The sequence below is a fragment of the Coxiella endosymbiont of Amblyomma sculptum genome (assembly GCF_009883795.1).
Taxonomy (GTDB): Bacteria; Pseudomonadota; Gammaproteobacteria; order Coxiellales; family Coxiellaceae; genus Coxiella.
In genome coordinates, this window is record NZ_CP033868.1 from 544,233 (window position 1) to 568,752 (window position 24,520).

Below are 24,520 nucleotides of genomic sequence, written 5' to 3' on the forward strand. Positions count from 1 at the left end.
AAAATTTTACTCTCTGCATAATAATCTTCTTTGCGAATTTTCCAAAAATTACCAATCAAAAAATAAACGAAGATCAGATTGGCGGAACTTTCAAACGATAAGCAATCTCTTCATAAGATTCAACAATCTGACCTAAATCCTTACGAAAGCGATCTTTGTCTAAAGGTTTCTCGGTTTTAGCATCCCAAATACGACAAGAATCAGGACTAATTTCGTCACCAAGACATATCTCGTTATTTCTAATACCGAATTCGTATTTTGCGTCCACTAAAATCAAACCAATATCTGATAATCGAGTGGATAGTATCTCATTGATCTTTAAGGAAAATGTTTTCATACAACTCAATTGCAACTGAGTTGCCCATCCAAAACTTACAGCATGATTCTCACTGATCATTGGATCGTGTAGTCTGTCGTTTTTTAAAAACATTTCATACAAAATCGGATTTAATCGTAAGTTACTTTTGATACCCAAACGGAGACACAAACTTCCGAAAGAGATATTTCGTACAACACATTCTATGGGAATCATCTTAAGTCGATACACAATTGATTTATTAGATGAAATTAGTCTTTTGAAATGGACAGGAATTCCAGAATCTTTCAGAATCTGCATAATATGCGCATTGATTTTGTTGTTTACTATCCCCTTTTTGGATAATTTTTCACGTTTCTCTCCATTGAATGCCGTTATATCGTCTCGAAATTCTATAATTAGAAATTTTGGATCGTCTGTTTCATACACAGATTTAGATTTTCCCCTGCAAAGCAGTCTTTTTCTAGCCAATTCCATATATTTTTCCCTCCTCTTATAGTTTTATACGACAGACATCCTGTATTGGAACATTTGCGCCAATACTTTAAAATTTCCTACAGAAAAATCCACATTACAAATACCAGAGTTATAGAACAAACCATTTGAGTATTTTTCAATCTATTAATCTTTTGATACCCGCTCGTTTCATTGCCTCTCTCATTTCATTATGGTATCTTTCACTAAAAGAAGTCAGTGGCAAACGAATACCTTCGGGGATTACCCCCGTTTGGGCTAGTACCCATTTAACGGGTATGGGATTTGATTCGATAAACAGCAACTTACGTAGGGGCAGTAAGTTCTCACTGCATTTTTTTGTAAATTTGGTCTTTCCGGAAGCCGCCAGCGTACATAAATTGTGCCATTGTTTCGGGAAAATGTTTGCCATTACAGAAATGGCACCTTTACCACCCGACAATATAAAATCTACCGCTGTATCATCGTCTCCACTAAACAAATCCAATCGATTAGTACCTTGTAGTAATTGTTTCACTCGTTTGACATCTCCTGTTGCTTCTTTAATACCTACTATATTGGGACAACATTTTTCTAAACGCAGCACCGTTTGAGGCAGAAGATCACAAGCAGTTCGAGACGGTATGTTATAAAGTACTTGGGCGAAAGTAGGTACAGCTTCTGATATTGCCTTAAAATGTTGAAACAACCCTTCTTGGGAAGGTTTATTGTAGTAAGGAGTAACTATTAGTGCAGCACTAGCTCCAGATTCCATTGCGTGTTGAGTAAGATCAATAGTATGAGAGGTTGAATTAGATCCAGTGCCTACAAGAACTGGTATTTTTTTATTAACTTGGTCAATTATCTTTCGAAGGATTTTAGTTCGTTCCGGAAAAGTAATCGTTGGAGCTTCACCTGTTGAACCCAAAACAACCAATCCGTCGGTACTGTTTTCTAGGTGCCAATCGACCAAATTTTCAAAACTTTTATAATCAATTGCTCCGTCCTTTTTCATGGGTGTTACAATAGCTACTAGACTTCCTCCAAACATCTCACTCCTGCAATTTTTTTGACTATTTTTTAAAGTTCATAAAAACCGTATAAAATCATAATCGTCATTTCATTGTAAGTCATTTAAACAATTTATCAAAAATTATTACCAATATATCTAAAAATTCTGTTCTTTTCTGTAATGCAGAAAGTCTCTAAACGTAAGAACCAAGAAAACATTGGTGATTACCTTCCAATGTCTTACGTGGTAAAATCTTTCCAATAATTTAATCCAGCGTTTCTGTATTAGAGAGAATAGAAGGAGAGGAAAAGGAACTTGTTGTTCTTATGTTTTCCTGCTGAAGAGTAGAGGTTTCGGTTGTAGTGTATGACTATGATATGTCCTCCTCCGGAGAGATAATCAAAAAAATAACAGATTATGCTAAAGAGCGTCTATCGAAAAATGTAAGCGGTTTACTTTTTTCGTTTATTCAACTCTTTTATGAAAATTGTCCATTGGAAGACATTCAGGGACGTGCTATTTCGGATTTGTACGGAATGGTTAGTTCCCAATGGGAATTAATGTTTTCTCGACGCCCCAAAACAACAAAAATTCGTGTGTTCAATCCTAATTATGAACGCAACGGTTGGCAATCTACCCACACAATTATTCAAGTTATAACTAATGATATGCCTTTTTTAGTGGATTCTATTCGTATGGAAATTAACCGACTAGGTTTTACCACTCATTTAATGATTCATATGGGAGGAATTAAAATTTTTCGAAACAAAAAGAATCAGATCAACAATATACTTGCTCACCATTTGGAACTGGAATCTCACCACGACGAAAATAATATGGAAGCACCAATTCATATGGAAATAGATCGACAGACAGATCTCAAAATCCTAATGGACATTCAACGCAATGTTCGTCGAGTTTTAGGAGATGTGCAAATGGTTGTAGAAGATTGGCAATTAATGCAGAAACGAGTGCAAGAATGTGTAGCGGATTTAGATCCAAAAAAAATGATTCAATATCCAGAAGAAATCAGAGAAACCAAAGAATTTTTGAACTGGTTGCTTGACAATCATTTCACCTTCTTGGGTTTTCGCGATTATGAGATGGTTGGCGAAGGAAAAGAACGAGCGTTACGACTAATTCCCGGTTTGGGTCTAGGTGTATTGCGTGATTATGCACACAGCAAGATGTTGCGACAGTATTCTGACTTACCAAAAGCAGCAAGGAAAATAGCATTGTCAACTGATCACATATTGATTATGTCAAAAACGAATACTATATCGACTGTACATCGTCCCACTTATACAGATTACATAGGAATTAAGCGTTTTGATGCAAAGTGGGGGCTAATTGGTGAACGTCGATTCATAGGTCTTTATACTTCGGATGTATACAGATCGGATCCTAGGATGATACCAGTTGTTCGTCTTAAGGTAGAGTCTGTTCTAAAACGATCTCGATTGTCTGCTAAAAGTCACGGTGGAAAAGATTTGCTGCACATATTAGCCACTTTGCCGCGAGACGACTTATTTCATGCAAGCGTCGATGAATTGTTTGTATGGGCAATGGGTATTCTTCGACTACAAGAACGTCGTAAAATTCGTCTGTTTGTAAGGAGAGACGCTTATGGTCGTTTTGTTTCTTGTTTGGTCTATGTACCTCGCGACAATTTTACTACGGATTTGGTAATGCGTATGCAAGAAATTCTGATTAAAGCGTTTCACGGTCTGGACGTCTCTTTTACTACCTATTTTTCCGAATCAATATTGGCTCGTATTCATTTTGTAATTCGAATCAATCCACGAAGATCTCTCGAATATGATGTTAAAAAATTGGAAGAGAAATTAGTTGTTATCGGTGTTTCTTGGGAAGATGAATTTTACCAATACGCACTGGAATTTTTTGGAGAAGAACGTGGGAATAGTATTTTTTTCAAGTATCGTCATGCTTTTCCGTCCAGTTATCGAGAACAATTTAAAGCTCAACAAGCAGTGTTTGATGTAACTTATATCGAGAAATTATCAAAATCCCATCAATTAGAGATGAGTATTTATCAGCCACGTGGAGTAGCCAAAGACGTCATTCGCTTTAAACTATTCCACGTGGATTTTACTGTTCCTCTGTCGGATGCGCTGCCAATGTTGGAAAATATGGGTCTACGTGTTGTAGGAGAACAACCTTACGAGTTAACTTTTTCAGATGGACAAAAAGTTTGGATTAACGATTTCCTTATGACCTATGCTAAAGAGCCTGAATTCGAAATTGAAACCGTTAAAACAAATTTTCAGGAAGCCTATGAGAAAATTTGGTTCGGAATAGCTGAGGACGACAGTCTAAATCGACTAGTGTTGGCAGCTCAATTAACTTGGAGAGAGATCACAGTTTTTCGCGCTTATATGAAATATTTTCGGCAAATAGCTTTTACTTTTAGCGAAGGATATATAGCAGATGCTTTAGTAGAAAACCCACGAGTTGTACAACTTCTTATCGCATTGTTCAAGTGTTATTTTGATCCTGAACAAACTGTAGATCCTAAAGAACGAACGATAAATATCGAACAAAACATTCAAAAAGAACTAGATTCTGTGGCCGTTCTCGATGAAGATCGTATTTTGAGACGATATCTTGATTTAATCCATGCTACTTTACGTACAAATTATTTTCAAACAGATATGCATGGAAAACCAAAACCCTATCTTTCTTTTAAACTAAGTTCTTCGAAAATTGAAGACATACCTTTACCCCTTCCAAAATATGAAATATTTGTTTATTCACCTCGGTTTGAGGGAGTACACTTGCGTGCTGCTAAAGTGACAAGAGGGGGAATTCGTTGGTCAGATCGGAGAGAAGACTACAGAACAGAAATACTGGGTTTAATGAAGGCTCAGCAGGTTAAAAATTCTATCATCGTTCCGGCAGGCGCAAAAGGAGGATTTTATCCGAAACGTTTGCCTTTGGAATGGAGTCGAGAGGAAATGTTGCAGGAAGCGATTTTTTGCTATCGGAATTTTATTCGTGGTTTATTAGATTTAACAGATAACTTAGTAGATGGGAAGATTGTCCCACCTGAAAATGCGGTTTCTTACGATGGACCAGATCCCTACCTTGCGGTTGCGGCTGATAAAGGTACAGCGACATTTTCGGATATCGCCAACAGTATAGCCATTGAAAAGAGATATTGGATGGGAGATGCCTTTGCATCAGGAGGATCTACCGGATATGATCACAAAAAAATGGGTATTACAGCAAGAGGGGCTTGGGTTGCTGCGAAACGTCATTTTCAAGATTTAGGAGTAAACTTAGATGAATCTGAAGTAACAGTAGTAGGAATTGGAGATATGAGCGGAGATGTATTTGGAAACGGAATGCTATTGTCAACGCATATTAAATTGGTGGCGGCTTTTGATCATCGGCATATTTTTTTAGACCCGAATCCTAATCCACAATTCAGTTATCAAGAGAGACTGCGATTGTTTAATTTATCACGATCCAGTTGGGATGATTACGATCGCGCTCTACTGATTAAAACAGGAGGAGGAGTGTATTCTCGAGCAGCCAAATCGATCGAATTGTCACAAGAGGTGCGTGCTCTTTTAAATGTTGAGAAAGAAACGATGGTGCCCAACGAGCTGATCCGAGCTATTCTACAAACTCCAGTAGATATGATTTGGAATGGAGGAATTGGTACTTACATCAAAGCAAGCTGTGAAAAAAATAATGATGTTGGTGATCGCAGTAATGATAATTTACGTATAAATGCAAAAAATGTTCGTGCACGAGTTGTATGTGAAGCAGGAAATTTAGGAGTAACGCAATTAGGCCGTATTGAATTTGAATCAATAGGAGGAAAAATTAATACCGATTTTATTGATAATTCTGCAGGTGTGGACTGTTCGGATCACGAAGTGAATATCAAAATTCTATTAAATCAGATAGTATCTAGTGGAAGTATGACAGAAAGTCAACGCAATCAACTGTTGTCCAGCATGACGGATGAAGTGGCTCAATTGGTTTTACGGGACAATTACTTTCAAAATAAATCCATAAGTTTGGCGTCTTACTCAACAGTACAGGATTTAAATTTAAATATACGATTTCTTCATTCTCTTGAACAAGAAGGAAAAATCAATCGAGCTCTAGAGTTTCTCCCAGATGATAATGAGCTTCTTAAGCGTCGATCGGCAGGAGTAGGACTGACTAGACCAGAACTGAGTGTCCTTTTTGCCTACAGTAAAAATATTCTAAAAGCGAAAATTAAGAAATCTGAATTGACAAAAGATCCGTATTTTTCACAATACGTGAGCTACGCATTTCCTAGACCGATACGATGTCGATTTTCTAATCAAATGAAAGACCACTATCTTTCTAAAGAAATTGTTGCTACGCAACTCAGTAATCAACTTGTTTCAATGATGGGTATTACTTTTATTTACCAAATGCAAGACGAAATGAATATTTCGGTTTCTTTGATTACACGCGCTTTTGTAACCGCGTTGAAAATATTTAAGATAGAAGGATTGTTGAAAGAAGTCGATTCTTTAGATTACAAGGTAGATCCTACTGTTCAATATCAAATTAACGTGGACGCTATTCGATTGATCCGTAGGGCGACTCGTTGGTTATTACGCCATCGTCGAGATGATCTTAATGTTTCTTCTACCATTGCACATTTTAAAGATCATGTTGCGGCGATATATGTTCGTTTGCCTAAATTACTACTAGGATCTGAAAAAATGGCTATGGACGAACAACAAAATGTTTTGATAAATCAAAATGTTCCTTCGGAATTAGCACTGCGCATAGCAGGTACAGCTCCTCTGTTTCACGCGTTAAATATTGTAGAAGCGGCAACTACTTATCAAGAAGAAGTGTTTCGTGTAGCTAAGATTTATTTTATGTTAGTAGATCGACTGGATTTGTTCTGGTTTCGTAAAAGAATAAATGCTTATCCTGTGGATAGTCGATGGTCAGCTTTAGCCAGGTCCGGATATAAAGGTGATTTAGATTGGATTCAACAAGAACTTACGGTGCGCGTTTTATTGGATACCAGCGCACGCAGCATTCCAGGAAAGATCAAAGAATGGCTAATTAGACACGATCCTGTAGTACGACGTTGGCGAATAATTTTATCGGCTATGCGCAATGCAGATGAAAAAGATTTTTCTATACTCTTTGTGGCTATTCGAGAATTATTTGATTTGGCAGCAAGTGAGAAAAGAACTATTAGAACAGATACCTCTCGTTTGTAACTGATTTTTTCAGTCTTTCTGCACAAACCAGGAGACAATTTAGAGCATTGTCTTTCTGTTCTATCAGAGATAGTGATTTAGAATCGATTTTTCGTTCCGCTGCGGTCAAGATTACTGACTATTTGCAGTTTTTTCAATTTTTTTTGAATATATCTCTAGGTTTTTTGTACGATTGGTTCTCTTTCGTTTTCGAGAGAGAAAGTTTCTAAATCAGAAGACATTTCCACTTTCTCAATTTTGTGAAACCGACCAGTAATTTTTTTAGAAGACTTATGGATTTCTAAGATATCTTCGCGTGCCACATTGATATGTCGTGATAAATTATCCATACGTTTTTGAAAACGGATGAAATCTTTGTTGAGGGCAATTAAATGCTTTTGTATGACGTGCATTTGTTTTCGAGTGGCTGCGTCTTTAAGAACAGCACGAGCGGTGGTGAGTACAGCCATCATAGTTGTTGGAGATACTAACCATACACGAGATTGGTAAGCGGTCGTCACTAGATCCGGATAATTGGCGGAGTGTATTTCGGCAAATACCGATTCTGCCGGAATAAACATGACGGCTCCGTCTGCTGTTTCTCCGGGAATGATATATTTATTAGCAATATCGCGAATATGTTTCTTTATATCGGCACGAAATTGTTTTTCAGCGTCTACACGGTCCCGTTCCGAGAGTTGAAGATTATGGATCTTCTGATAATTCTCAAGAGGGAATTTTGCATCAATTACGATGTTTCCTGTTGGCTCTGGTAAAAACAGGATGCAATCGCAACGTTTTCCATTTGTCAAAGTGTGTTGTAACGCGTAGTTGGATTCAGGAAATACATTATGAACCAATTGAGTTAATTGTATTTCTCCAAAAGTTCCTCGGGAATGTTTATTAGATAATATCTCTTGCAAATTTACAATGTTACTTGACAATTCGGTAATTTTTTTCTGGGCCTCGTCAACGATTGTGAGTCTTTTGATAACATCTGTAAATGTTTCAGTGGTTTTTTCGAATCCCTCCGCTAGTTTACAGTCCACATGCCCGCTAATTTTTTCCAAACGTTCTTGAGTTTCGCAAGTGAGTTTATCTACGCGGCTACCCAAATTTTCTATGTGCATAGACAGTATGGTACTTACTTGTTCGCGAACATTTTGCATATTTTTCGTCAAACTGTCTTGTATCAGTTTTAAGCTTTTTATTTGATATTCGTCAAATTTCTGTCTCTGTATATTTTGTTCCTTTTGTTGATGACCAATAAGAAATTGAGAAAAATTTTTTTGTTCGTCCACTTGTTTCAGACGATCTTGCATCGCAATTAAATGTTGATCAATCGTTTGGATTGTTTGGTGGAAATGAGATTTTTTTCTTAATACCCAATAAATTAGCATTCCCACTATTCCTATTCCTACAGGAATGAAAGCAGAAGACCCGATAATTAGAAGAATTGATTGAAGGTTCATTGTATGCATATATATTATCCAAATTCTGAGAAACTGTATCTTTTTTAGAAATCTCTGTGCGTTACGTTTCTAAAAATGCAAAACCGTTTGTTTTATAAAAAGAAACTATCAATATGCACTAAAGTACGGTATTTTTTCTTGTCCTTTTGTAACAAGGAGGTTTACCGATTCTCGTTATTAGTGAATCCGTGATTTTGGAAACAGAAGATTACTATACAACTGTGGTTATAGTTGTATGAAATTTCGCCTATTTTAGTTATGATTTTCCATAAAAATAACTTTGTCTGGCTCGATCTGGAGATGACAGGATTGAATCCAAAAGAAGATCGTATTCTTGAAATTGCAACGATAGTAACTAGTAATGATCTTGATTGTATTGCGGATGGCCCTGTTCTTGCTATTCATCAAACTACTGAATTGTTAGAAAGGATGGACCATTGGAATGTTTCTCATCATACTGATTCTGGTTTATTGGATCGAGTCAGAAACAGCAGTTGTACTGAAAGTTTAGCCGAGAAAAAAACTCTAGATTTTCTTAAAAAATATGTTCCGGCTGGAATATCGCCTTTATGTGGTAATTCTGTTTGTCAAGACCGACGATTTTTGTGTCTCTATATGCCCAATCTGAATCAATTCTTTCATTATCGACATTTAGACGTAACAACTTTGAAAATTCTCGCTCAATACTGGACTCCTCAGATAATGACGGATGCTGTTAAAAAATCATCGCAACACACAGCTCTTAAAGATATACAGAATTCCATAAAGGAATTGCGTTATTATCGAAAACACCTTTTGAAGATGTGAATTTTCTCTTCCCCCCCCCTTAAATATGGGGGGGGAGTTGTAGACATTTTAATGGAAAACAATATATATTATTTATTATTACCTCGTTGAGGAGTTTTAATGTTCGGGTTGTGAGGGAAACAGAGGGGCGTGTGAAATTTTTTTTCAGTATTGTACTGGTTTATCTTATCGGTTCATTTCCATGTGCAATCGTTCTTTCAAAACTTACGAGTTTTCCTGATCCTCGGACAATTGGATCTGGGAATCCGGGCGCTACCAACATACTGCGCGTATCGGGAAAAAAATCAGCGTTCTTTGTGTTGCTAGGCGATTCTTTAAAAGGTTTGGTTTCTGTTTTAATAGCTCGTTTTCTAGGTGTATATGGTGTAGATTTGCCCTATATAGTATTAACAGTAGTTGTTGGACATATTTTCCCTCTTTATTTTGAGTTCAAGGGAGGTAAAGGTGTCGCTACAATGTTGGGTGCTTTCTGGGGTTTGTCTTTTCAGGTTGGTTTTTATCTTACTGTAACGTGGCTTATTGCAGCCTATCTTTTCCGATATGCATCTGCAGCTGCATTGGTTTCTGTTATCGCAGCGCCTGTATACACTACGATGATTATTGATGTTCATGACTATCTCTTTCCTATTACATTGATTTCAATTCTTGTAGTATGGAAACACCGAGAAAATATTTGGAACTTATGCAAAGGCCTTGAAAGAAAACTTCAATTTTAAGAAAAAGAAATTTCAGTTAGTTCATTCATTGGCCATCGAGGTTTAACCTGAATGTTTGTTTCGCTCTTGTCACGTTCTCCCGAGTTAAGCCTTAACCACCCGGTATAAGCCACCATAGCGCCGTTATCGGTACAAAACTCCTGTCGGGGGCAACAAACTACCCCTTTTCGATCATCTAAGGACTTACGTAATCGTTGTCGTAATTTTTTATTTGCCGCTACCCCTCCCACTAAAACAAGAGTATTAGTACGAGTTTTTTTGATAGCATGTAGACATTTATACACTAAGATGTCAACAACCGCTTCTTCAAAAGCGTAAGCGATGTCAGCATATGTTTGTTTCTCGTTTCCATACTTTTTGAAACAATTGACCGCGTAAGTTTTTAAACCGCTAAAACTAAAGTTAAGATGGGATTTCTGCATCATTGGTCTTGGAAAATGAAATCGATCTGGATTTCCCTTTCTGGCCAACCGGGCTATAGCGGGTCCTCCGGGATAGGACAGATCCAACAATCTTGCTGTTTTGTCAAACGCCTCCCCTGCTGCATCGTCGACACTCTTCCCTAAAATTTCATATCGGCCGAGACTCTCAGCCAAAATTAACATTGTATGCCCCCCTGAAACTAACAGGGCAGTAAAAGGACATTGGGGGGCTTGTTCTTCTTCTAATCGTATCGACATTAAATGTGCTTCCATATGATGGACTCCTATTGCAGGTATACCTAAAGCGTAAGCTAGACTTTTTGCGACAGAAGCGCCTACCATTAAAGCACCAACTAAACCGGGACCTTTAGTATAAGCGATGCCGTTAAGATCGCTACTTAGTAGATCGGCATCTTTGAGTGTTTTTTTGATTAGCAGTAAAACTTTCCGGATATGGTTCCGAGAGGCGAGTTCAGGAACTACCCCTCCATACTGTGCGTGTATTGGTATTTGACTATAAAGGTTGTGTGCCAATAATCCTTGTTGCCCATCAAAAAGAGCTACTGCCGACTCATCACACGACGTTTCAATACCGAGCACATATCTCATGATTCTAGCAGTTTACCACAAGTCTGAATTCCAACAGAGACAATAATATACAGACCACCAATCAATCCAAAACCGAAGAAATTTGTACTAAAGAATTTTTTGGTGAAACAAATGGATAGTAAATTAAAATTTCAAAAAATGATTTTAAGAAATCTAAAGTAGTCCTAGGTCCTTTACGGAATCACGTTCTTCACGAAGTTCTTTTAAGGTTTCCCGTATTCTTTTTTTACCAAACGCGTTATGCTGAATCCCTTTTACGGTGTCAACAGTCCCGTTTCTTGTACGACAAGGAAATGAGAAAAGTAATCCTTCGTCCACTTTGTATTCTCCTCGAGAACATAAAGCAATTGAATAACTTTCATTATCGATGGTGTCATGTATTAAACTCCATACGCTATCAATTATGGCATTGGCTGCCGAAGCAGCAGAAGAAGCACCTCGAGTTCTGATTACGAAAGACCCACGTTGTTGAATCAAAGGAATAAAGTGTTCAATAAACCACTTCTCGTGAATTACATGCACAGCAGATTTTCCGTTAACCACAGAATGATAAAAATCTGGAAATTGTGTGGAGGAATGATTACCCCAAATAATCATATTTTTTATAGCTGTCGTTTCAACTTTAGCCTTAAGAGCCAATTGGTATACAGCTCGGTTCTGGTCAAGTCTTGTCATAGCATAAAATCGATCATTGGGAATATCAGGAGCATGGTTCATAGCAATAAGACAATTGGTATTACAAGGGTTGCCTACTACGAGAACACGGATATCGTTTGCCGCATTTTCGTTAAGTATTTGTCCGTGCGCAGCGAAAATTTTACCGTTTTTCTCCAATAAATACCTACGTTCTACATCCGCCGTTCGCGGTGACGCACCTATTAATAATGCCCAATTGACATTATTAAAAGCGGTTTTAGGATCTGGAGTTTCTATCACATTGCGCAATAGAGGAAAAGCACAGTCCTCCAGCTCCATAACAGTACTTCTTAATACCGGCAGTGCCGGAGCAACTTCGAGTAAATGCAAATCAAGTGTGGTGTCCAAACCAAACATTTGTCCGGAAGCCAAACGGAACAATAAAGCATAACTAATCCGCCCAGCAGCACCAGTTATTGCGACTTTAACATGCTTTGTTGTTTTCATTTCTTTTTTTTCGCTGTCTTCGCTCTTCAGTATACCAATTTTTGATTTCAAAGAATATTTCTTTTCATCGAGTTTTCCATCGAGAATGAAATATTAGAAGGACTGTTGGTGATTGACGACGATTATAGTTTTACAATTTGTATTGTATTGCGCTTCTTTGTCTTGTCTTCATGTAATAAATTCGATAGAAAATCCTGTTTTTATTCATTCTTTATTAAGATACGGAAAACTAGAGATGTTTTGTAAGATTATTTGTCTACTCGATACAATATGAGACTCGTGAATTTTTTTATGCGACGTTTTCTGTAGTGACGTTCTGATAGTATTCCAACAAAAAAAGGGCGGCTACGCTGCGTGCCTCATGAAATTCAGGATGATGCAGCAACTCGTCTTTTCGAGACAGCTTCCAGGGAATAGTTTCTAAAGGCTCTGGTTCGTCGCCATGAATATCTTCCGGATAGAGGTCTGTTGCTAAAATAATATGCATTTTGGAATCTAAATAACCGGGAGCGGTACTAAAACAAGAAAGAATTGACATATTTCGTGAACCGTATCCTATTTCTTCTTTTAATTCTCGATTGGCTGTAGCTAAAATCTCCTCTCCTTTTTCAATACTACCTTTTGGAAAGCTCAGAACATAATCATTCAATCCCGTACTGTATTCTCGAATCAATAGTATTGTTTCTCTGTCTTCCAATACGGGGACTATCATTACGGCGCTGTGTCTACGACCACAAACACGTTCAAAACGACGCTCTGCTCCATTAGAAAAACGCAAATGCAATTCCTCTATTTTAAATAATCGGCTTTGAGCAATTACAGTTTTTTCGATAATGGTTGGCCTCTTACTCATTGTATACTTATAATTTAGTGCTTATATTTATAGTCAATAAAATTTTAGTGTTTGAATATAATTTCAACGTCAATACGCGGCAGAGAGAAACTTCTCCAATTTGTATAATTCTAACAGTTCTGGTTTTCTTCCGATTATTATCGAAGAGGAAAAAGTCATATCTCGAAGGAAAATTGTATTTTGCACCAACGAAAATTTAGAATTAAACAAATCAATCTCCAATTTTACCACGAGAACTTGTTGATCTGGTGAGACCAAGAAAACTAATTAAAAACCAAGCGGTCTCTATGATACCAGACGACAAATTCCAAGAAAAATATAAAGAGATCAAAATAAATCCCGAACCCAAAAAATTTAATAGGGAATAAGAAACATCTCTCTGAGAGAGTTTATCTATATGTAACAGAAAATAAGCCAATAAAATTAGAAAAACTCCACTGATTCCAATAACGTTAAATTCCGTAGCCAGGTGTTGAATTGAATCTTTCTTCACAAAACTATACATTCGACATTGTAACCACAATATTTCCGTACATTAAATATCCCTGTATTTAAAATAAGATATTGTCCTTTTATTCCCAAAAGAGTTCCTGAAATGACAGGTGTTTTCTCAAGAGAGAGGACTTGTATCTTGCTTGGATACTGCAATACAGGATAACTCAATTGAGTGATTGCAGTTGTTTTAAACTTATAGATATCCCTTCTGCTAAATTGGCATATTGTTTTAGAGAGGGAAAAGTTAGCTCTCTTCAACAAAATATTTTTTTCCGAGATTAGATCTAGTTTTTCAATATCATTCTGCAACATTCGTCTCCAATCGGTACGGTCAGCCACGAAGGATTTTAGGACGACTTCTATTGTTCCCGCTTGAAAGCGATTCTTGGTCTGGAACATAGGTACCGCTTGAATAGCGCCTTGATCAATCCAACGAGTCGGTACTTGTGTTGTTTGGGTAATCCCTACTTTCAGTTTCGCAGAATTTGCTAAATAAACTATATGATTTTTGTGGCAATGAGCGTGTGCCCAGTCATCAACAGGACATTCTCCTTTTTCGATTCGACAACACTCTGGTCGAATGATGCAAAAATTGCATTCCCACAGTCGCCGTAAGCAAGGATAACAAAACCCCTGTTGAAAACTTTTATTGGTTTCACGTTTGCATCGAATGCAATGGATTGACCCTGTATGACTAAGTAAAACAGATTTACCCAACCAAGTGTTCAAGAAAACTTTTCCGTACTTAGAATGAGTGAGATAATATTCTACGGGTGTCTTTAAGACGCTTACTAATTTGTTTAGACAAATACGAATTTTCATTTTTTCTTGAACAATATATATTCTTCTACCGGCTGCTCATTAAGAAAGTGTTTTTGGATAATTAGTTCGATGACATTGGGGCTGCACGAATGGTACCAAACGCCATGTGGATACACTATCGCAATTGGCCCCTGGCAACAAATTCTCAGACAATTCGCTTTCGTTCGATAAATTCCTCCGGTACCGACTAAGCGCAATTCGCTCAATCGCTTTGTTAAATATTCCCACGATTCTAACCCTGTGCTTTTTTGACAGCATCGAGGGCTTTTCTGATCACAACATAAGAAAATATGGTAACGAATGTTGTCTAATTGCAAAATATCCAATTTGCGCCGTAATTTTTCATTCTCAAGAACAATCATAAGATTACGCTTTCCATTTCCAATTCCAATAGAAAGTGATATGCATTGTAAAATTGGAAAAATGTTTTTTTGTACGCATAGCTAGAAATTCAGCATTCGTTGTAGTGGAACTGTAGCTTTTGCTATAATTTCGGAATCGAGCAAAATTTCGTTGCTTCCACTGAGTAAGGATCGTTCTAAATCTGGTAGAACGTTCATAGCCATCCAAGGACAGTGTCCACAACTTCGGCAGGTTGCTCCTTGACCAAGGGTGGGTGCTGCGATAAAAATCTTATGAGGCGACTGTTGTCTCATTCTGTAAAGAATTCCTTGGTCAGTTGCCACAATGAAAACAGTATTAGACAACTCTTGTGATGCTTGCAACAATCGAGATGTAGAGCCGACCACATCAGCTTGTTCAATGACAGAAAGAGGCGATTCAGGATGCACCAAAACCGCCGCTTTCGGATGTTCTTTTCGCAAAATCATCAAAGCTTCTCCTTTAAATTCCTCGTGCACAACACAAGATCCATTCCATAAAATTAAATCCGCATCTGTCCTTTTTTGAATATAATTTCCGAGATAACGGTCAGGAGCCCACAGAATCTTTTCATTCTCTTGATCAAGAGCGTTAATAATAGACAACGCATTTGAAGAAGTCACCACCCAATCTGCTCGTGCTTTAACCGCCGCTGAGGTATTGCAGTAGACTACTACTGTTCGATCGGAATGTATATCACAAAATTGTGAGAATTTCTCGATAGGACAAGAAAGATCAAGCGAACAAGTCGCTTTTTTGGTAGGCATTAAGACTCGTTTCTTCGGGCTTAATATTTTTGCGCTTTCACCCATAAAACGTACACCAGCCACAACCAAAGTTGTGGCGGTTTGTGCCATTCCAAATTTTGCCATTGCTAGGGAATCACCTACAAAACCTCCTGTACTATCTGCTAGAAACTGAATTTCAGGGGGAGTGTAGTAATGGGAAATTACGACAGCATTTTCTTTTACGAGCTGGTCGGAAATACGCATAATATCCCGATTAAGTTTGGAATTTGACGACAATGTAGACACTGCATTTATTGTTCTATTCGTACCATATTCTATATTCTATATTTGGAGATGGTTATTGTTTACCTAAGCGGTTGTCTTAAAAACCACAAACTAAATTCGTTCTTTTCCCGAACGCACAGAATACAACACCACTACACAGACTATATCCGTTCGATTTTTTCTGTTGAAAAAAGATAATCTAACCATAAATTGGACAGGATTTCCTGAGTTCGATTCTGAAACAAACGTTCCTCAATATTTCTAATGTCCACCAATTCTATCGGCTGATATTGCCAAGAGCAAGAAAAAACAGCTTTCGTTCTTTGACCGGTACAGGGATCAATTTGCCATTGCAGACATTGAGCACATACTCCTTTCATCATGCATTGCATTGGACCATAAACTGAAGCGATAAATTCCACTTCTGGTTTAAAATATTTTCTCAGAACGCCCTGTCGACCGTTTTGAATTGTACGCAGAAGATGAGTTGAACCAATTACATAAACAAGATCAATCTCGTGCAAAGGAATAGGACATATTTCTACTGCACGACAGCGCAAAAAGGAAAGGAATTCTTTCCATTTCTGCTCATCTTGTGAACGGAGTAGTCTATTTGTTTCAACTTTTGTTTCTTGAGTCAATTGAAAAGCGATATCGCTCGATTCTAATTCTTTTGGAGAATACGTCCCTTTACTTTTTTCTATTAGGGTCATATGAAACACACGATGTCCTGCTTTTTGCAAAGAATTTCCTAAAGAATATGCATGCAAGACAGATAGAAAACCTCCAATAACTATTATATTTTTCTGACCGTCTTGAGGAATCGTTTTACAGCAACCCGTTGGACCCATAACAGAAATTGGTTGACCTGGCTTTAAAGTGGCTATCAATCGAGAGCTAGCGCCTTGCTCTAAAATTACAAAACTTATGACATCTGGGTCAGAACATTGATTCACGTTGATCAACGCTAAGGCTTCAGTTTGCAAACGTGTACCATTTACAACCGGAGACAAACTTTCGAAATTTTGTAATCGATAAAATTGCCCTATCTGAAAATTGCGAGCTGCTATTGGTGCTCGAATTTGACATTCTACCGCTGAAGGTGAACACCTTCGAATTGCTGTTATCCTTGATTCGAAGAGTGCAGCTATTTTGGCACGGAATTTTTTGTATTCAATCTCATTGTCCTTACCATTTTCGTTTTCGTTATTGATTTGAAAATGTAGCTTGTGTTTAAGTGCCTCTACAATTTTGGGATAAGTTCTCTTTGCGGAAGCGATAGCTTTCACAACACTTCCACGAAAAGTAGGGTGCGTGTCTCCTAAAAAACTCACGAGATGCCCGTCTACTGTATAGTTTGTGAAAGGTCCAAAATCTGAAGTTTTGCAGTGACTTTTCTCACTGACTGCTTTCAATTTTTTGTCTTGTAATTCAAACCGCTTATAACTAAATCCTTCACAAGAGAAAGTACCGCTGTGTTCATAAGCATAAGCTATATTAGGTCTAACTCCTGTGGCTACAAAAATAGAACGTGCAGGTAGGATGTGTTTTGTTGTTGTACGAACCCCTCTTTTGTTCGCTGCGTGTTGTTGACATATTAAGGCCACTGTCCAACCGTAGGTATCTATTTTTACAGATTCCGGTTCTAAATTCTCAGCGTAGTAAATTCCCTCTTCTAGAGCCTTAGCAATTTCGTCATGATTGTATTTATAGGCAGGAGATTCTTTCATAGCTCTTCGATAAATTATAGTTACCCCGCCCCATTCGCGAATAAGTTTAGTAAAGTCAACCGGACGATTTTCTTTTTTTGCTCGTAGACGTTCTTCACACACTGTTCTCCCATGATCAAGGAATTCATCGAGAATTTTTAAAGATATTTTGTCAAATCGAGATCTCGACATTTTTTTTCCAAAATGTTCAACAAGTGTCTCATATCGTTGAATTGTTTTCTCCACTTGAGCAATGTAATACGCTTGCACTTCCGTAGCTGTGTCGATAGCTGTTAATCCGCCTCCGATTACCACCGCAGGTAAACGAACTTGTAGATTAGCTAAACTTGAAGACTTAGCGGAACCTGTTAATTGTAATGTCATTAAAAAATCATTAGCTTGACGCATGCCAGGCGCTAAACTGTGAGGAATTTTCAGCTCTTTAGGCAAACCAGAACCTACAGCTATTGCTAAATGGTCCAATCCCAAACACCATACATCTTCAACCAATAAAGTACCTCCAAAACGAACGTTACCGAATATTTGAAAATAAGGGCGTCTTAATAAACTAATATAAATTAATTTTAGGAAATTTTTATCCCAACGAACAGTAATTCCGTATTCAGCCACTCCTCCAAAACCGATCATTGTTCGATCGTCTAATCGTTCTTGCAAATCTTTGTAATCCCGAATGGGATTGGTAATAAATGTAGAAGGTAAGGGTTCAATTTTCAAACCATCTGTTCCCACAACAGCAAATCCTTCCATAAGAAGAAAGTGTGCTAGCGAAAATCCGGCAGGACCCATGCCCATAATTAGGATTTTCTTTCCATTATAAAATTTGGGAAGATATTGTTTTTGCCTCAAAGGGTTCCATCGTGTTAGCAGATCGTAAATCTCTACTCCCCAAGGTAATTCGAGTACATCTGTTAAAATTCGTGTTTCGGTTTGGGGAATATTGACTGGGTCCTGTTTTTGATAAATACAGGATTTCATGCAATCGTTACAAATACGATGTCCAGTCACAGGACACATTGGATTATCAATCATAACAACAGCCAGAGCGGCAATTGTACGACCTTGTCTTTTCAAGAAATGCATTTCAGAAATTTTCTCATCCAAAGGACATCCTGTTAGCATTTCACCTAAAGGATTAATTTTTATGTTTCGATGAAAATCGTTCTTTTTTGCAGGAAATCCTTTAGAGCAAAAATCATTGTCATTTTTGTGACAATAAACGCAGTAATTAATATGATCCATTATTTCACGTCGATTCATTCGAGAATCAGTCAAAGTAAATCCATCTCGATGACGACGCAATTCCGAAGGTCCTTCTAAACGATTTATCGTATCTCCGGCAACAGAAATTGTTTCCACCAGATTTCCATAGTCTAGATGTTTGGGCAAATGAAAAATTGTCCATCCTTGCACTGCTTTCTTTCCGTGCAGTTGAGTTATTGCAGCAATGCACCATAAGATCAGTTTTTCAATAAGTACCGCGTTATCTTCGGACGCTCGTAATAAACTTTGTCCCCAGTGAGCAACAGCCCATTCTCGATCGGATTGGTCCAATCCGTTTTCTTTTAGTTGATCACTTACCCACCGATCCAGTAGTGAAAAATTTTCAACCAAATCCGACTTCTTAAGCATTCGACACGCTCGACGTAAAACATAGAATTTCTTGAAATCGGAGATAGTATTTTCTCTCAAAGTTACGACACGCAAATGTTCGATATGTTTCTCGATAGAGAAAAGATTGGAAACAAAATTTTCCAATAAAGATCCACAAGAAATAATCAATTCACTAATCGATTTAGATCTCGAAGATTTTGATTCTCCTTCTTTACGATAGAGTAAAAGTTTTTCGTACAGAACCGCATCTTTATCTTTCAAAAAAGCTAAGAACGCAGCGTCCAATTTTTGAAGTCCGCTTGTTGTAAATAATTCCGGAAAATTGAACCCTGTTAGGATCAGTGATAGATTATCCATAAGAAAAGCTATTTTCTTCTGCGACATTCAGTACGTTGGTAAGTAAATTATGAACAGAAAAGGCGGTTACCGGAAGATTTCTGAAACATATGTCAGCAAAATAGACAAAGAATTTCTTGACTTTGATAAAAGCCACACTCGATCGCCCACCCAGTTGTTTGAAATCAAGAAACACGAACCAATTTTCTACCTTCGGGACAATTTCCACCCCGTCACAAGAAAAAAATCTTTATGGGATTTCGAGTAATGAAAACTACAAATCTTTTAGTAACTCTAGCAGTTTTCCGTTTTCAAACAATTCACCGACGATGTCTTTTCCCCCAATGAATTTTTTCTTAACATAAAGTTGTGGGATTGTAGGCCAGTTAGAGAATTTTTTGATTCCTTGACGAAGCGCATCTGATTCTAAAACGTTGAAACTTTTAAAATTGACCCCGCATTGGTGCAAAACAGAAACTACATATTCAGAAAACCCGCATTGAGGAAAATCAGGGGTTCCTTTCATATATAGCACAACAGAACTGCTTTCTATTTGTTGTCTAATCACTTCTTGAATGTTCATGGTAACCTCTTTATTTCTAAAATTTTTAATTCTTCTGAGGATTCTAAATTTTTAAGTAGAAGCTCGTAGAATGGATTGGAAACAATGCGACGCAGAAAACAACCATACAACGAATCTTGGTTCAACTTTTGCCCCTACATATTACGATACTTCCTTTTGTCTTCTAAAAAAGACAGTGGCGTCAATCCTTCTTTTTTGTTACATTGAAAAAACTCATTGCACGAATTCTTTAAAGTTTAATTGCCGCGGAAAAATTATAGCATGACTTTTGTTGTAATCGATAATTGTATACGGTGTAAATACACAGACTGTGTGGAAGTCTGTCCGGTAGATTGTTTCCGAGAAGGGCCAAACATGTTGGTTATCGATCCAGACGAATGCATCGATTGCAATCTTTGCGTTTCGGAATGTCCGGTAGACGCTATATTTTCTGAAGATGATTTACCTAAAGAGAAAAAATCTTTTCTAAAACTCAATGCGGAACTTGCAAAACAGTGGCCTGTCATTGTTTCTAAGAAAGAAGCCTTATCGGATGCAGAAGATTGGATAGATATTCATGACAAACTTCGATATCTAAAACGTGGATGGTCCAAATAGGAAAATAAGGAGAGGAAGAATGCCCATCAAGGAAGATACAGAGGCTTCTGTCCATCTGTGCTAAATGTTTTGGTCAAGGAAGTGGAAGAGAGGACTTAATTTTCTTGTGCATTTTATTTCGACTACAACACCGCAATTTGAGTCTACCAATAAAAACGATTACAATCCAATCTTGCGTGTCGTCAAGACGCTTTCCAAGGCAATATTTTAAGTTACTGTTGGGATGTTATGAATAGTACTAACGCTTATAGAAGACGCATTGGTCCAATCGATTTAATGATGTCTTCCGTGAGTGCTATGATTGGTTCCGGTTGGCTTTTCAGTTCTTTGTATGTTGGTCGTTTGGCAGGACCCGCTTCAATTATCGCTTGGATATTTGGAGGACTACTGGTAGTTATTGTAGCCCTTACCTACGCAGAAATTACAACTATGTTGCCCATTACCGGAGGGAGTACACGATTTCCTCAACTAACTCACGGTACCTTTGTTAGCTTATTTTTTGGGTGGATTACGTGGTTTAATTTGATGACTGCCCCCGCTACTGAGGTTCAGGCAATGGTTCAATATGCTGCTAATTATTGTCCAAGCTTGATTCGACAGCATGGGGCCGGTACGCACGGATTAAGTTTTGAAGGTTATCTTATCGCTACATTTTTGATGGTGGGGTTTAGTCTGATCAATATTTATTCCATTCGATTTACTACTAGCCTCAATAATATTTTTTCTTTTTGGAAACTGGTTGTACCTGTTTTAACTGCTTGTGTACTTATGGCAGTTTCTTTTCATCCTCATAATTTTTCCAACTTCCGATATGGAGGATTCATGCCAAATGGTTGGAAAGGTGTTTTTGCTGCGTTGGCAACGGGTGGTATTTTATTTGCTTTCAACGGTTTCAAACAAGCGGTGGAATTGGCAGGAGAAGCAGACAATCCAAGTCGTACTGTGATGATCGCTATTTTGGGTAGTTTATCTGTTGTATTAATTATCTATTTGTTGTTACAAATTGGCTTTATTGGCGCCTTAAGTCTTGATAGTTTATCAAAGGGTTGGCTTCATGTACATTTTACAGGAGATGCAGGGCCTTTAGCTGGTCTTTTGATGGTTCTGGGTATTACTTGGATGGCTATTTTACTCTATTTCGACGCTTTAGTAGCCACTAGTGCGGCAGGACTAGTCTACAGTACCAGTGCGGCTCGCACCTTATATGGACTAAGTGCTAATCGTCAATTGCCTAAATTTTTACACGAAGTAAACAAAAGAGGAATTCCCGCAAAAGCCATTGTTGTCAATTTTATTGTGAGTATGACATTTTTTTTACCATTTCAGGGTTGGTACGCGATGGCTGAATTCATGTCATCAATTATTGCTCTTTCTTATATTACAGGACCGATTTGTTGTCTATCGTTGCGTTATCAATTGCCTAATCACAAGAGAATTTTTCGTTTACCTTTGGTTACAATATGGAGTTTTATCGGGTTCTATATTTGTACTCTTATCGTTTATTGGACTGGTTGGAATGTAGTTTCCAAACTAGGAATTAGCTTGGTTGTTTCTTTAGTTCTTTTTATTGTGTATCGATTGTTTTCTGAACGACCTAGAGGTATTTACATGAATTGGTGCGCTTCTCTTTGGATGTGGCCGTATCTGGTAGGATTGAGTGTCATTTCCTACTTAGGATCTTATGGCGGAGGGTGTGGAAAGATTCCTTTTGGATGGGATTTTTTGTATCTTGGCATTTTGTCTGTCGTTTCTCTTCATTTAGCTGTCCTATTCCGAGCTAGTGATAAACACGTAAGAATCACTCTTTCTGGATTCGAAGAAGAAGTTGCAACTGGAATTCCGTCTACTGTTCCTAATGAAAATTGAAAAACTGTACAAATTGGAAAATTGATTAAACTGGAGAATTAAAATCTTATGAGAAAACTCTATGTGAAAACATACGGCTGTCAAATGAACGAATACGATTCGGCCAAGATGGCAGATGTTCTCTATATGTCTCATCGGTTAGAGATTACAAATGATCCGGAACATGCCGACGTTCTCTTGCTTAATACATGTTCTGTGCGAAAGAAAGCCCAAGAAAAAGTATTTTCTGAATTAGGTCGATGGAAGTCTTATAAAGAAAACCGAGGTCATGTAATTATTGGTGTCGGAGGTTGTGTAGCGAGTCAAGAAGGGAAGAATATTTTAAGGCGTTCCTCTTTTGTAGATATCATTTTCGGACCTCAAACTTTACATCGATTGCCAAAATTGCTGAATGAAGCAATTCAATCTAAAAAATCAGTCATTGATATTACTTGTTCAGAAATGGAAATTGGGAAATTTGACTATTTTCCAAAACCTCGTACGATTAGACCTTCAGCTTCTGTTTCCATTATGGAAGGATGTAGCAAGTACTGCACTTTCTGTATAGTTCCTTACACACGAGGTGAAGAAACTAGTCGTCCATTTGATGATATTGTGGCTGAAGTTGTTAGTTTGACTCAACAAGGCGTTCGAGAAATTGTCTTACTCGGACAAAATGTCAATGATTATTATGGTCTTATGCATGATGGACGAGTAGCTGATTTGGCTCTACTCATTCATTATTTAGCTGCTATTGAAGAAATAGAAAGGATTCGATTTGTCACTTCTTATCCCGCTACTTTTTCAGAAAGATTGATTGGTGCTTATTCTAGAGAATCCAAAATTGCTAGTCATCTTCATTTACCAGTTCAAAGCGGTTCCGATCGCATTTTGAAAGCAATGAATCGTAACTACACTATTTCGGAATTTAAATCTAAAATTTATAAACTGCGCAAAGCGCGACCTAATATTAGTATCTCTTCAGATTTCATTGTCGGTTTCCCAGGAGAAACTAAAAAAGATTTTCAAGATACCATAAACCTCATTCACGAAATTGGATTTGATTCTTCTTTTAGTTTTCTTTATAGTTCTCGACCGAATACTTCCGCTTCTCGGTTACCTGATGATGTGCCCATAGAGGTTAAAAAGGAACGTTTGGTGATCTTGCAAAATTGTATACGTAAACAAACGTTGAAAATCAGCCAATCAATGCTGGGGACTCGACAGCGAGTTTTAGTTACAGGATCTTCAAGCAAGGATCCTAATCAACTCAGTGGTCGCACTGAAAATAACCGAGTTGTGAATTTTGCAGGTAACTCTTCTTTGGTTGGGAAAATGATTTCAATTCGAATCGAGAAGGTGTATCCAAATTCCTTATGGGGCGTACTGTAAGATGATTTCTGAATCCGAGAAAATTACCTTCCGATTTTTTGAGTTCACATGCGCATGAGGGCAGGATCTTGAGTGGGCGTTTATTCGAAGCGCGGGATCTACATATTGACATCCAAAACGCCACTCGAATTTCTATTGTTCCTAGTCTTTCTCAAATAAGGAAATGGATATGTGTTATTTTTAGATTTGTTCCGATGACTGTGGATACAACCACCCCTGAGTTGACGGTCCGTTTTGTCGATCAAAATGAAAGCGCCGTCCTAAACAAAATGTATAGGCATAAAAAAGGCCCTACGAATATTCTGTCCTTTTCTTATGATCCTGTTCCTGGATTTTCTGCCAATCCTCTTGGAGATTTGGCCATTTGTGTTTCTTTAGTTTTCGAAGAAGCTAAGATACTAAATAAACCTTTAGAATCTCATTTTTCTCACCTTTTTATTCATGGAATACTACACTTACTAGGATACGATCACATCAAAAAGCGAGAAGCCGTAGAAATGCAAAGACTGGAGATAGCGCTATTGTCTCAACTCGGATACGAAAATCCGTATGAGGGTTCTTGTTAATCGAAAATTCTTGTAAATACAAATTTTCTTTTAAAATTTTGAAAAGATTTGAGAATTGGCGATTTATTTCTCGAACAGAGTTCGCCTCATTTTGTAGGTAGAGAATTTTTTATTACAT

Annotated in this window: 19 protein-coding genes; 8 read left to right on the forward strand and 11 right to left on the reverse strand. The window is 37.6% G+C overall.

Annotated features, from left to right (window positions below; translation table 11 throughout):
• Positions 1-73: 73 nt before the first annotated feature.
• Positions 74-793: a phosphoribosylaminoimidazolesuccinocarboxamide synthase gene (gene purC, locus EGQ50_RS02575; RefSeq protein WP_159748270.1), complete on the reverse strand. Its 720-nt coding sequence runs from the start codon at positions 791-793 to the stop codon at positions 74-76.
• A 136-nt stretch (positions 794-929) separates the two neighbouring features.
• The gene (dapA, locus tag EGQ50_RS02580; RefSeq protein WP_159748272.1) at positions 930-1,820 is read right to left on the reverse strand and encodes a 4-hydroxy-tetrahydrodipicolinate synthase; all 891 of its coding nucleotides are present in this window, start codon (positions 1,818-1,820) and stop codon (positions 930-932) included.
• A 338-nt stretch (positions 1,821-2,158) separates the two neighbouring features.
• Here dapA and EGQ50_RS02585 point away from each other — a divergent pair, with 338 nt between their 5' ends.
• A complete protein-coding gene (locus EGQ50_RS02585) occupies positions 2,159-7,030 on the forward strand; it encodes an NAD-glutamate dehydrogenase (protein ID WP_159748274.1) in 4,872 nt (1,623 codons plus the stop codon).
• A gap of 155 nt (positions 7,031-7,185) precedes the next feature.
• On the opposite strand, the gene EGQ50_RS02590 is transcribed toward EGQ50_RS02585, so the two are convergent.
• Entirely contained in the window at positions 7,186-8,481 is a 1,296-nt protein-coding gene (locus EGQ50_RS02590) for a DNA recombination protein RmuC (RefSeq protein WP_159748521.1), read from the reverse strand.
• A 258-nt stretch (positions 8,482-8,739) separates the two neighbouring features.
• On the opposite strand from EGQ50_RS02590, the gene orn reads away from it, so the two are divergent.
• Complete coding sequence (gene orn, locus EGQ50_RS02595; RefSeq protein ID WP_159748276.1) at positions 8,740-9,288, forward strand: oligoribonuclease; 549 nt, start codon at positions 8,740-8,742, stop codon at positions 9,286-9,288.
• A 131-nt stretch (positions 9,289-9,419) separates the two neighbouring features.
• A complete protein-coding gene (gene plsY, locus EGQ50_RS02600; RefSeq protein ID WP_159748278.1) occupies positions 9,420-10,004 on the forward strand; it encodes a glycerol-3-phosphate 1-O-acyltransferase PlsY in 585 nt (194 codons plus the stop codon).
• Here the strand turns inward: plsY and tsaD are convergent.
• The 7 genes from tsaD to EGQ50_RS02640 all read right to left on the reverse strand — a co-directional run bounded on the left by tsaD (position 10,001) and on the right by EGQ50_RS02640 (position 19,440).
• Entirely contained in the window at positions 10,001-11,035 is a 1,035-nt protein-coding gene (gene tsaD / locus EGQ50_RS02605; RefSeq protein ID WP_159748280.1) for a tRNA (adenosine(37)-N6)-threonylcarbamoyltransferase complex transferase subunit TsaD, read from the reverse strand. The two genes, plsY and tsaD, sit on opposite strands and share 4 nt — an antisense overlap.
• Positions 11,036-11,188: 153 nt before the next feature.
• A complete protein-coding gene (locus EGQ50_RS02610) occupies positions 11,189-12,178 on the reverse strand; it encodes a malate dehydrogenase (protein WP_159748282.1) in 990 nt (329 codons plus the stop codon).
• A gap of 289 nt (positions 12,179-12,467) precedes the next feature.
• Positions 12,468-13,031 carry an ADP compounds hydrolase NudE gene (gene nudE / locus EGQ50_RS02615; RefSeq protein ID WP_159748284.1) on the reverse strand — a complete coding sequence of 188 codons (564 nt, stop codon included), beginning with the start codon at positions 13,029-13,031 and terminating at the stop codon, positions 12,468-12,470.
• Between the two features lie 211 nt (positions 13,032-13,242).
• Positions 13,243-13,524, reverse strand: coding sequence for a CBU_0592 family membrane protein (locus tag EGQ50_RS02620; protein WP_159748286.1), 282 nt, complete (start codon positions 13,522-13,524; stop codon positions 13,243-13,245).
• Positions 13,521-14,348 (reverse strand): DUF2797 domain-containing protein, encoded by an 828-nt coding sequence (locus EGQ50_RS02625; RefSeq protein WP_159748288.1) that lies wholly within the window; start codon positions 14,346-14,348, stop codon positions 13,521-13,523. Before EGQ50_RS02625 ends, EGQ50_RS02620 begins: the two co-directional genes overlap by 4 nt.
• Before the next feature lie 443 nt (positions 14,349-14,791).
• A complete protein-coding gene (gene nadA / locus EGQ50_RS02635) occupies positions 14,792-15,721 on the reverse strand; it encodes a quinolinate synthase NadA (RefSeq protein WP_246168949.1) in 930 nt (309 codons plus the stop codon).
• Between the two features lie 182 nt (positions 15,722-15,903).
• Positions 15,904-19,440 carry an FAD-dependent oxidoreductase gene (locus EGQ50_RS02640; protein ID WP_159748294.1) on the reverse strand — a complete coding sequence of 1,179 codons (3,537 nt, stop codon included), beginning with the start codon at positions 19,438-19,440 and terminating at the stop codon, positions 15,904-15,906.
• A gap of 49 nt (positions 19,441-19,489) precedes the next feature.
• Here EGQ50_RS02640 and EGQ50_RS02945 point away from each other — a divergent pair, with 49 nt between their 5' ends.
• On the forward strand, positions 19,490-19,687 hold the full coding sequence (locus tag EGQ50_RS02945; RefSeq protein WP_305764151.1) for a CBU_0585 family protein: 198 nt from the start codon (positions 19,490-19,492) through the stop codon (positions 19,685-19,687).
• A gap of 6 nt (positions 19,688-19,693) precedes the next feature.
• On the opposite strand, the gene grxD is transcribed toward EGQ50_RS02945, so the two are convergent.
• Complete coding sequence (gene grxD / locus EGQ50_RS02645; RefSeq protein WP_159748296.1) at positions 19,694-20,002, reverse strand: Grx4 family monothiol glutaredoxin; 309 nt, start codon at positions 20,000-20,002, stop codon at positions 19,694-19,696.
• A gap of 261 nt (positions 20,003-20,263) precedes the next feature.
• Here grxD and fdxA point away from each other — a divergent pair, with 261 nt between their 5' ends.
• From fdxA to ybeY, 4 genes are all read left to right on the forward strand, one after another.
• Entirely contained in the window at positions 20,264-20,599 is a 336-nt protein-coding gene (gene fdxA, locus EGQ50_RS02650; protein WP_159748298.1) for a ferredoxin FdxA, read from the forward strand.
• 228 nt (positions 20,600-20,827) lie between these two features.
• Positions 20,828-22,465, forward strand: coding sequence for an APC family permease (locus EGQ50_RS02655; protein WP_159748300.1), 1,638 nt, complete (start codon positions 20,828-20,830; stop codon positions 22,463-22,465).
• Between the two features lie 48 nt (positions 22,466-22,513).
• Positions 22,514-23,836 (forward strand): tRNA (N6-isopentenyl adenosine(37)-C2)-methylthiotransferase MiaB, encoded by a 1,323-nt coding sequence (gene miaB / locus EGQ50_RS02660; RefSeq protein ID WP_159748302.1) that lies wholly within the window; start codon positions 22,514-22,516, stop codon positions 23,834-23,836.
• Between the two features lie 68 nt (positions 23,837-23,904).
• Entirely contained in the window at positions 23,905-24,402 is a 498-nt protein-coding gene (gene ybeY, locus EGQ50_RS02665; protein ID WP_159748304.1) for an rRNA maturation RNase YbeY, read from the forward strand.
• Positions 24,403-24,520: the final 118 nt, after the last annotated feature.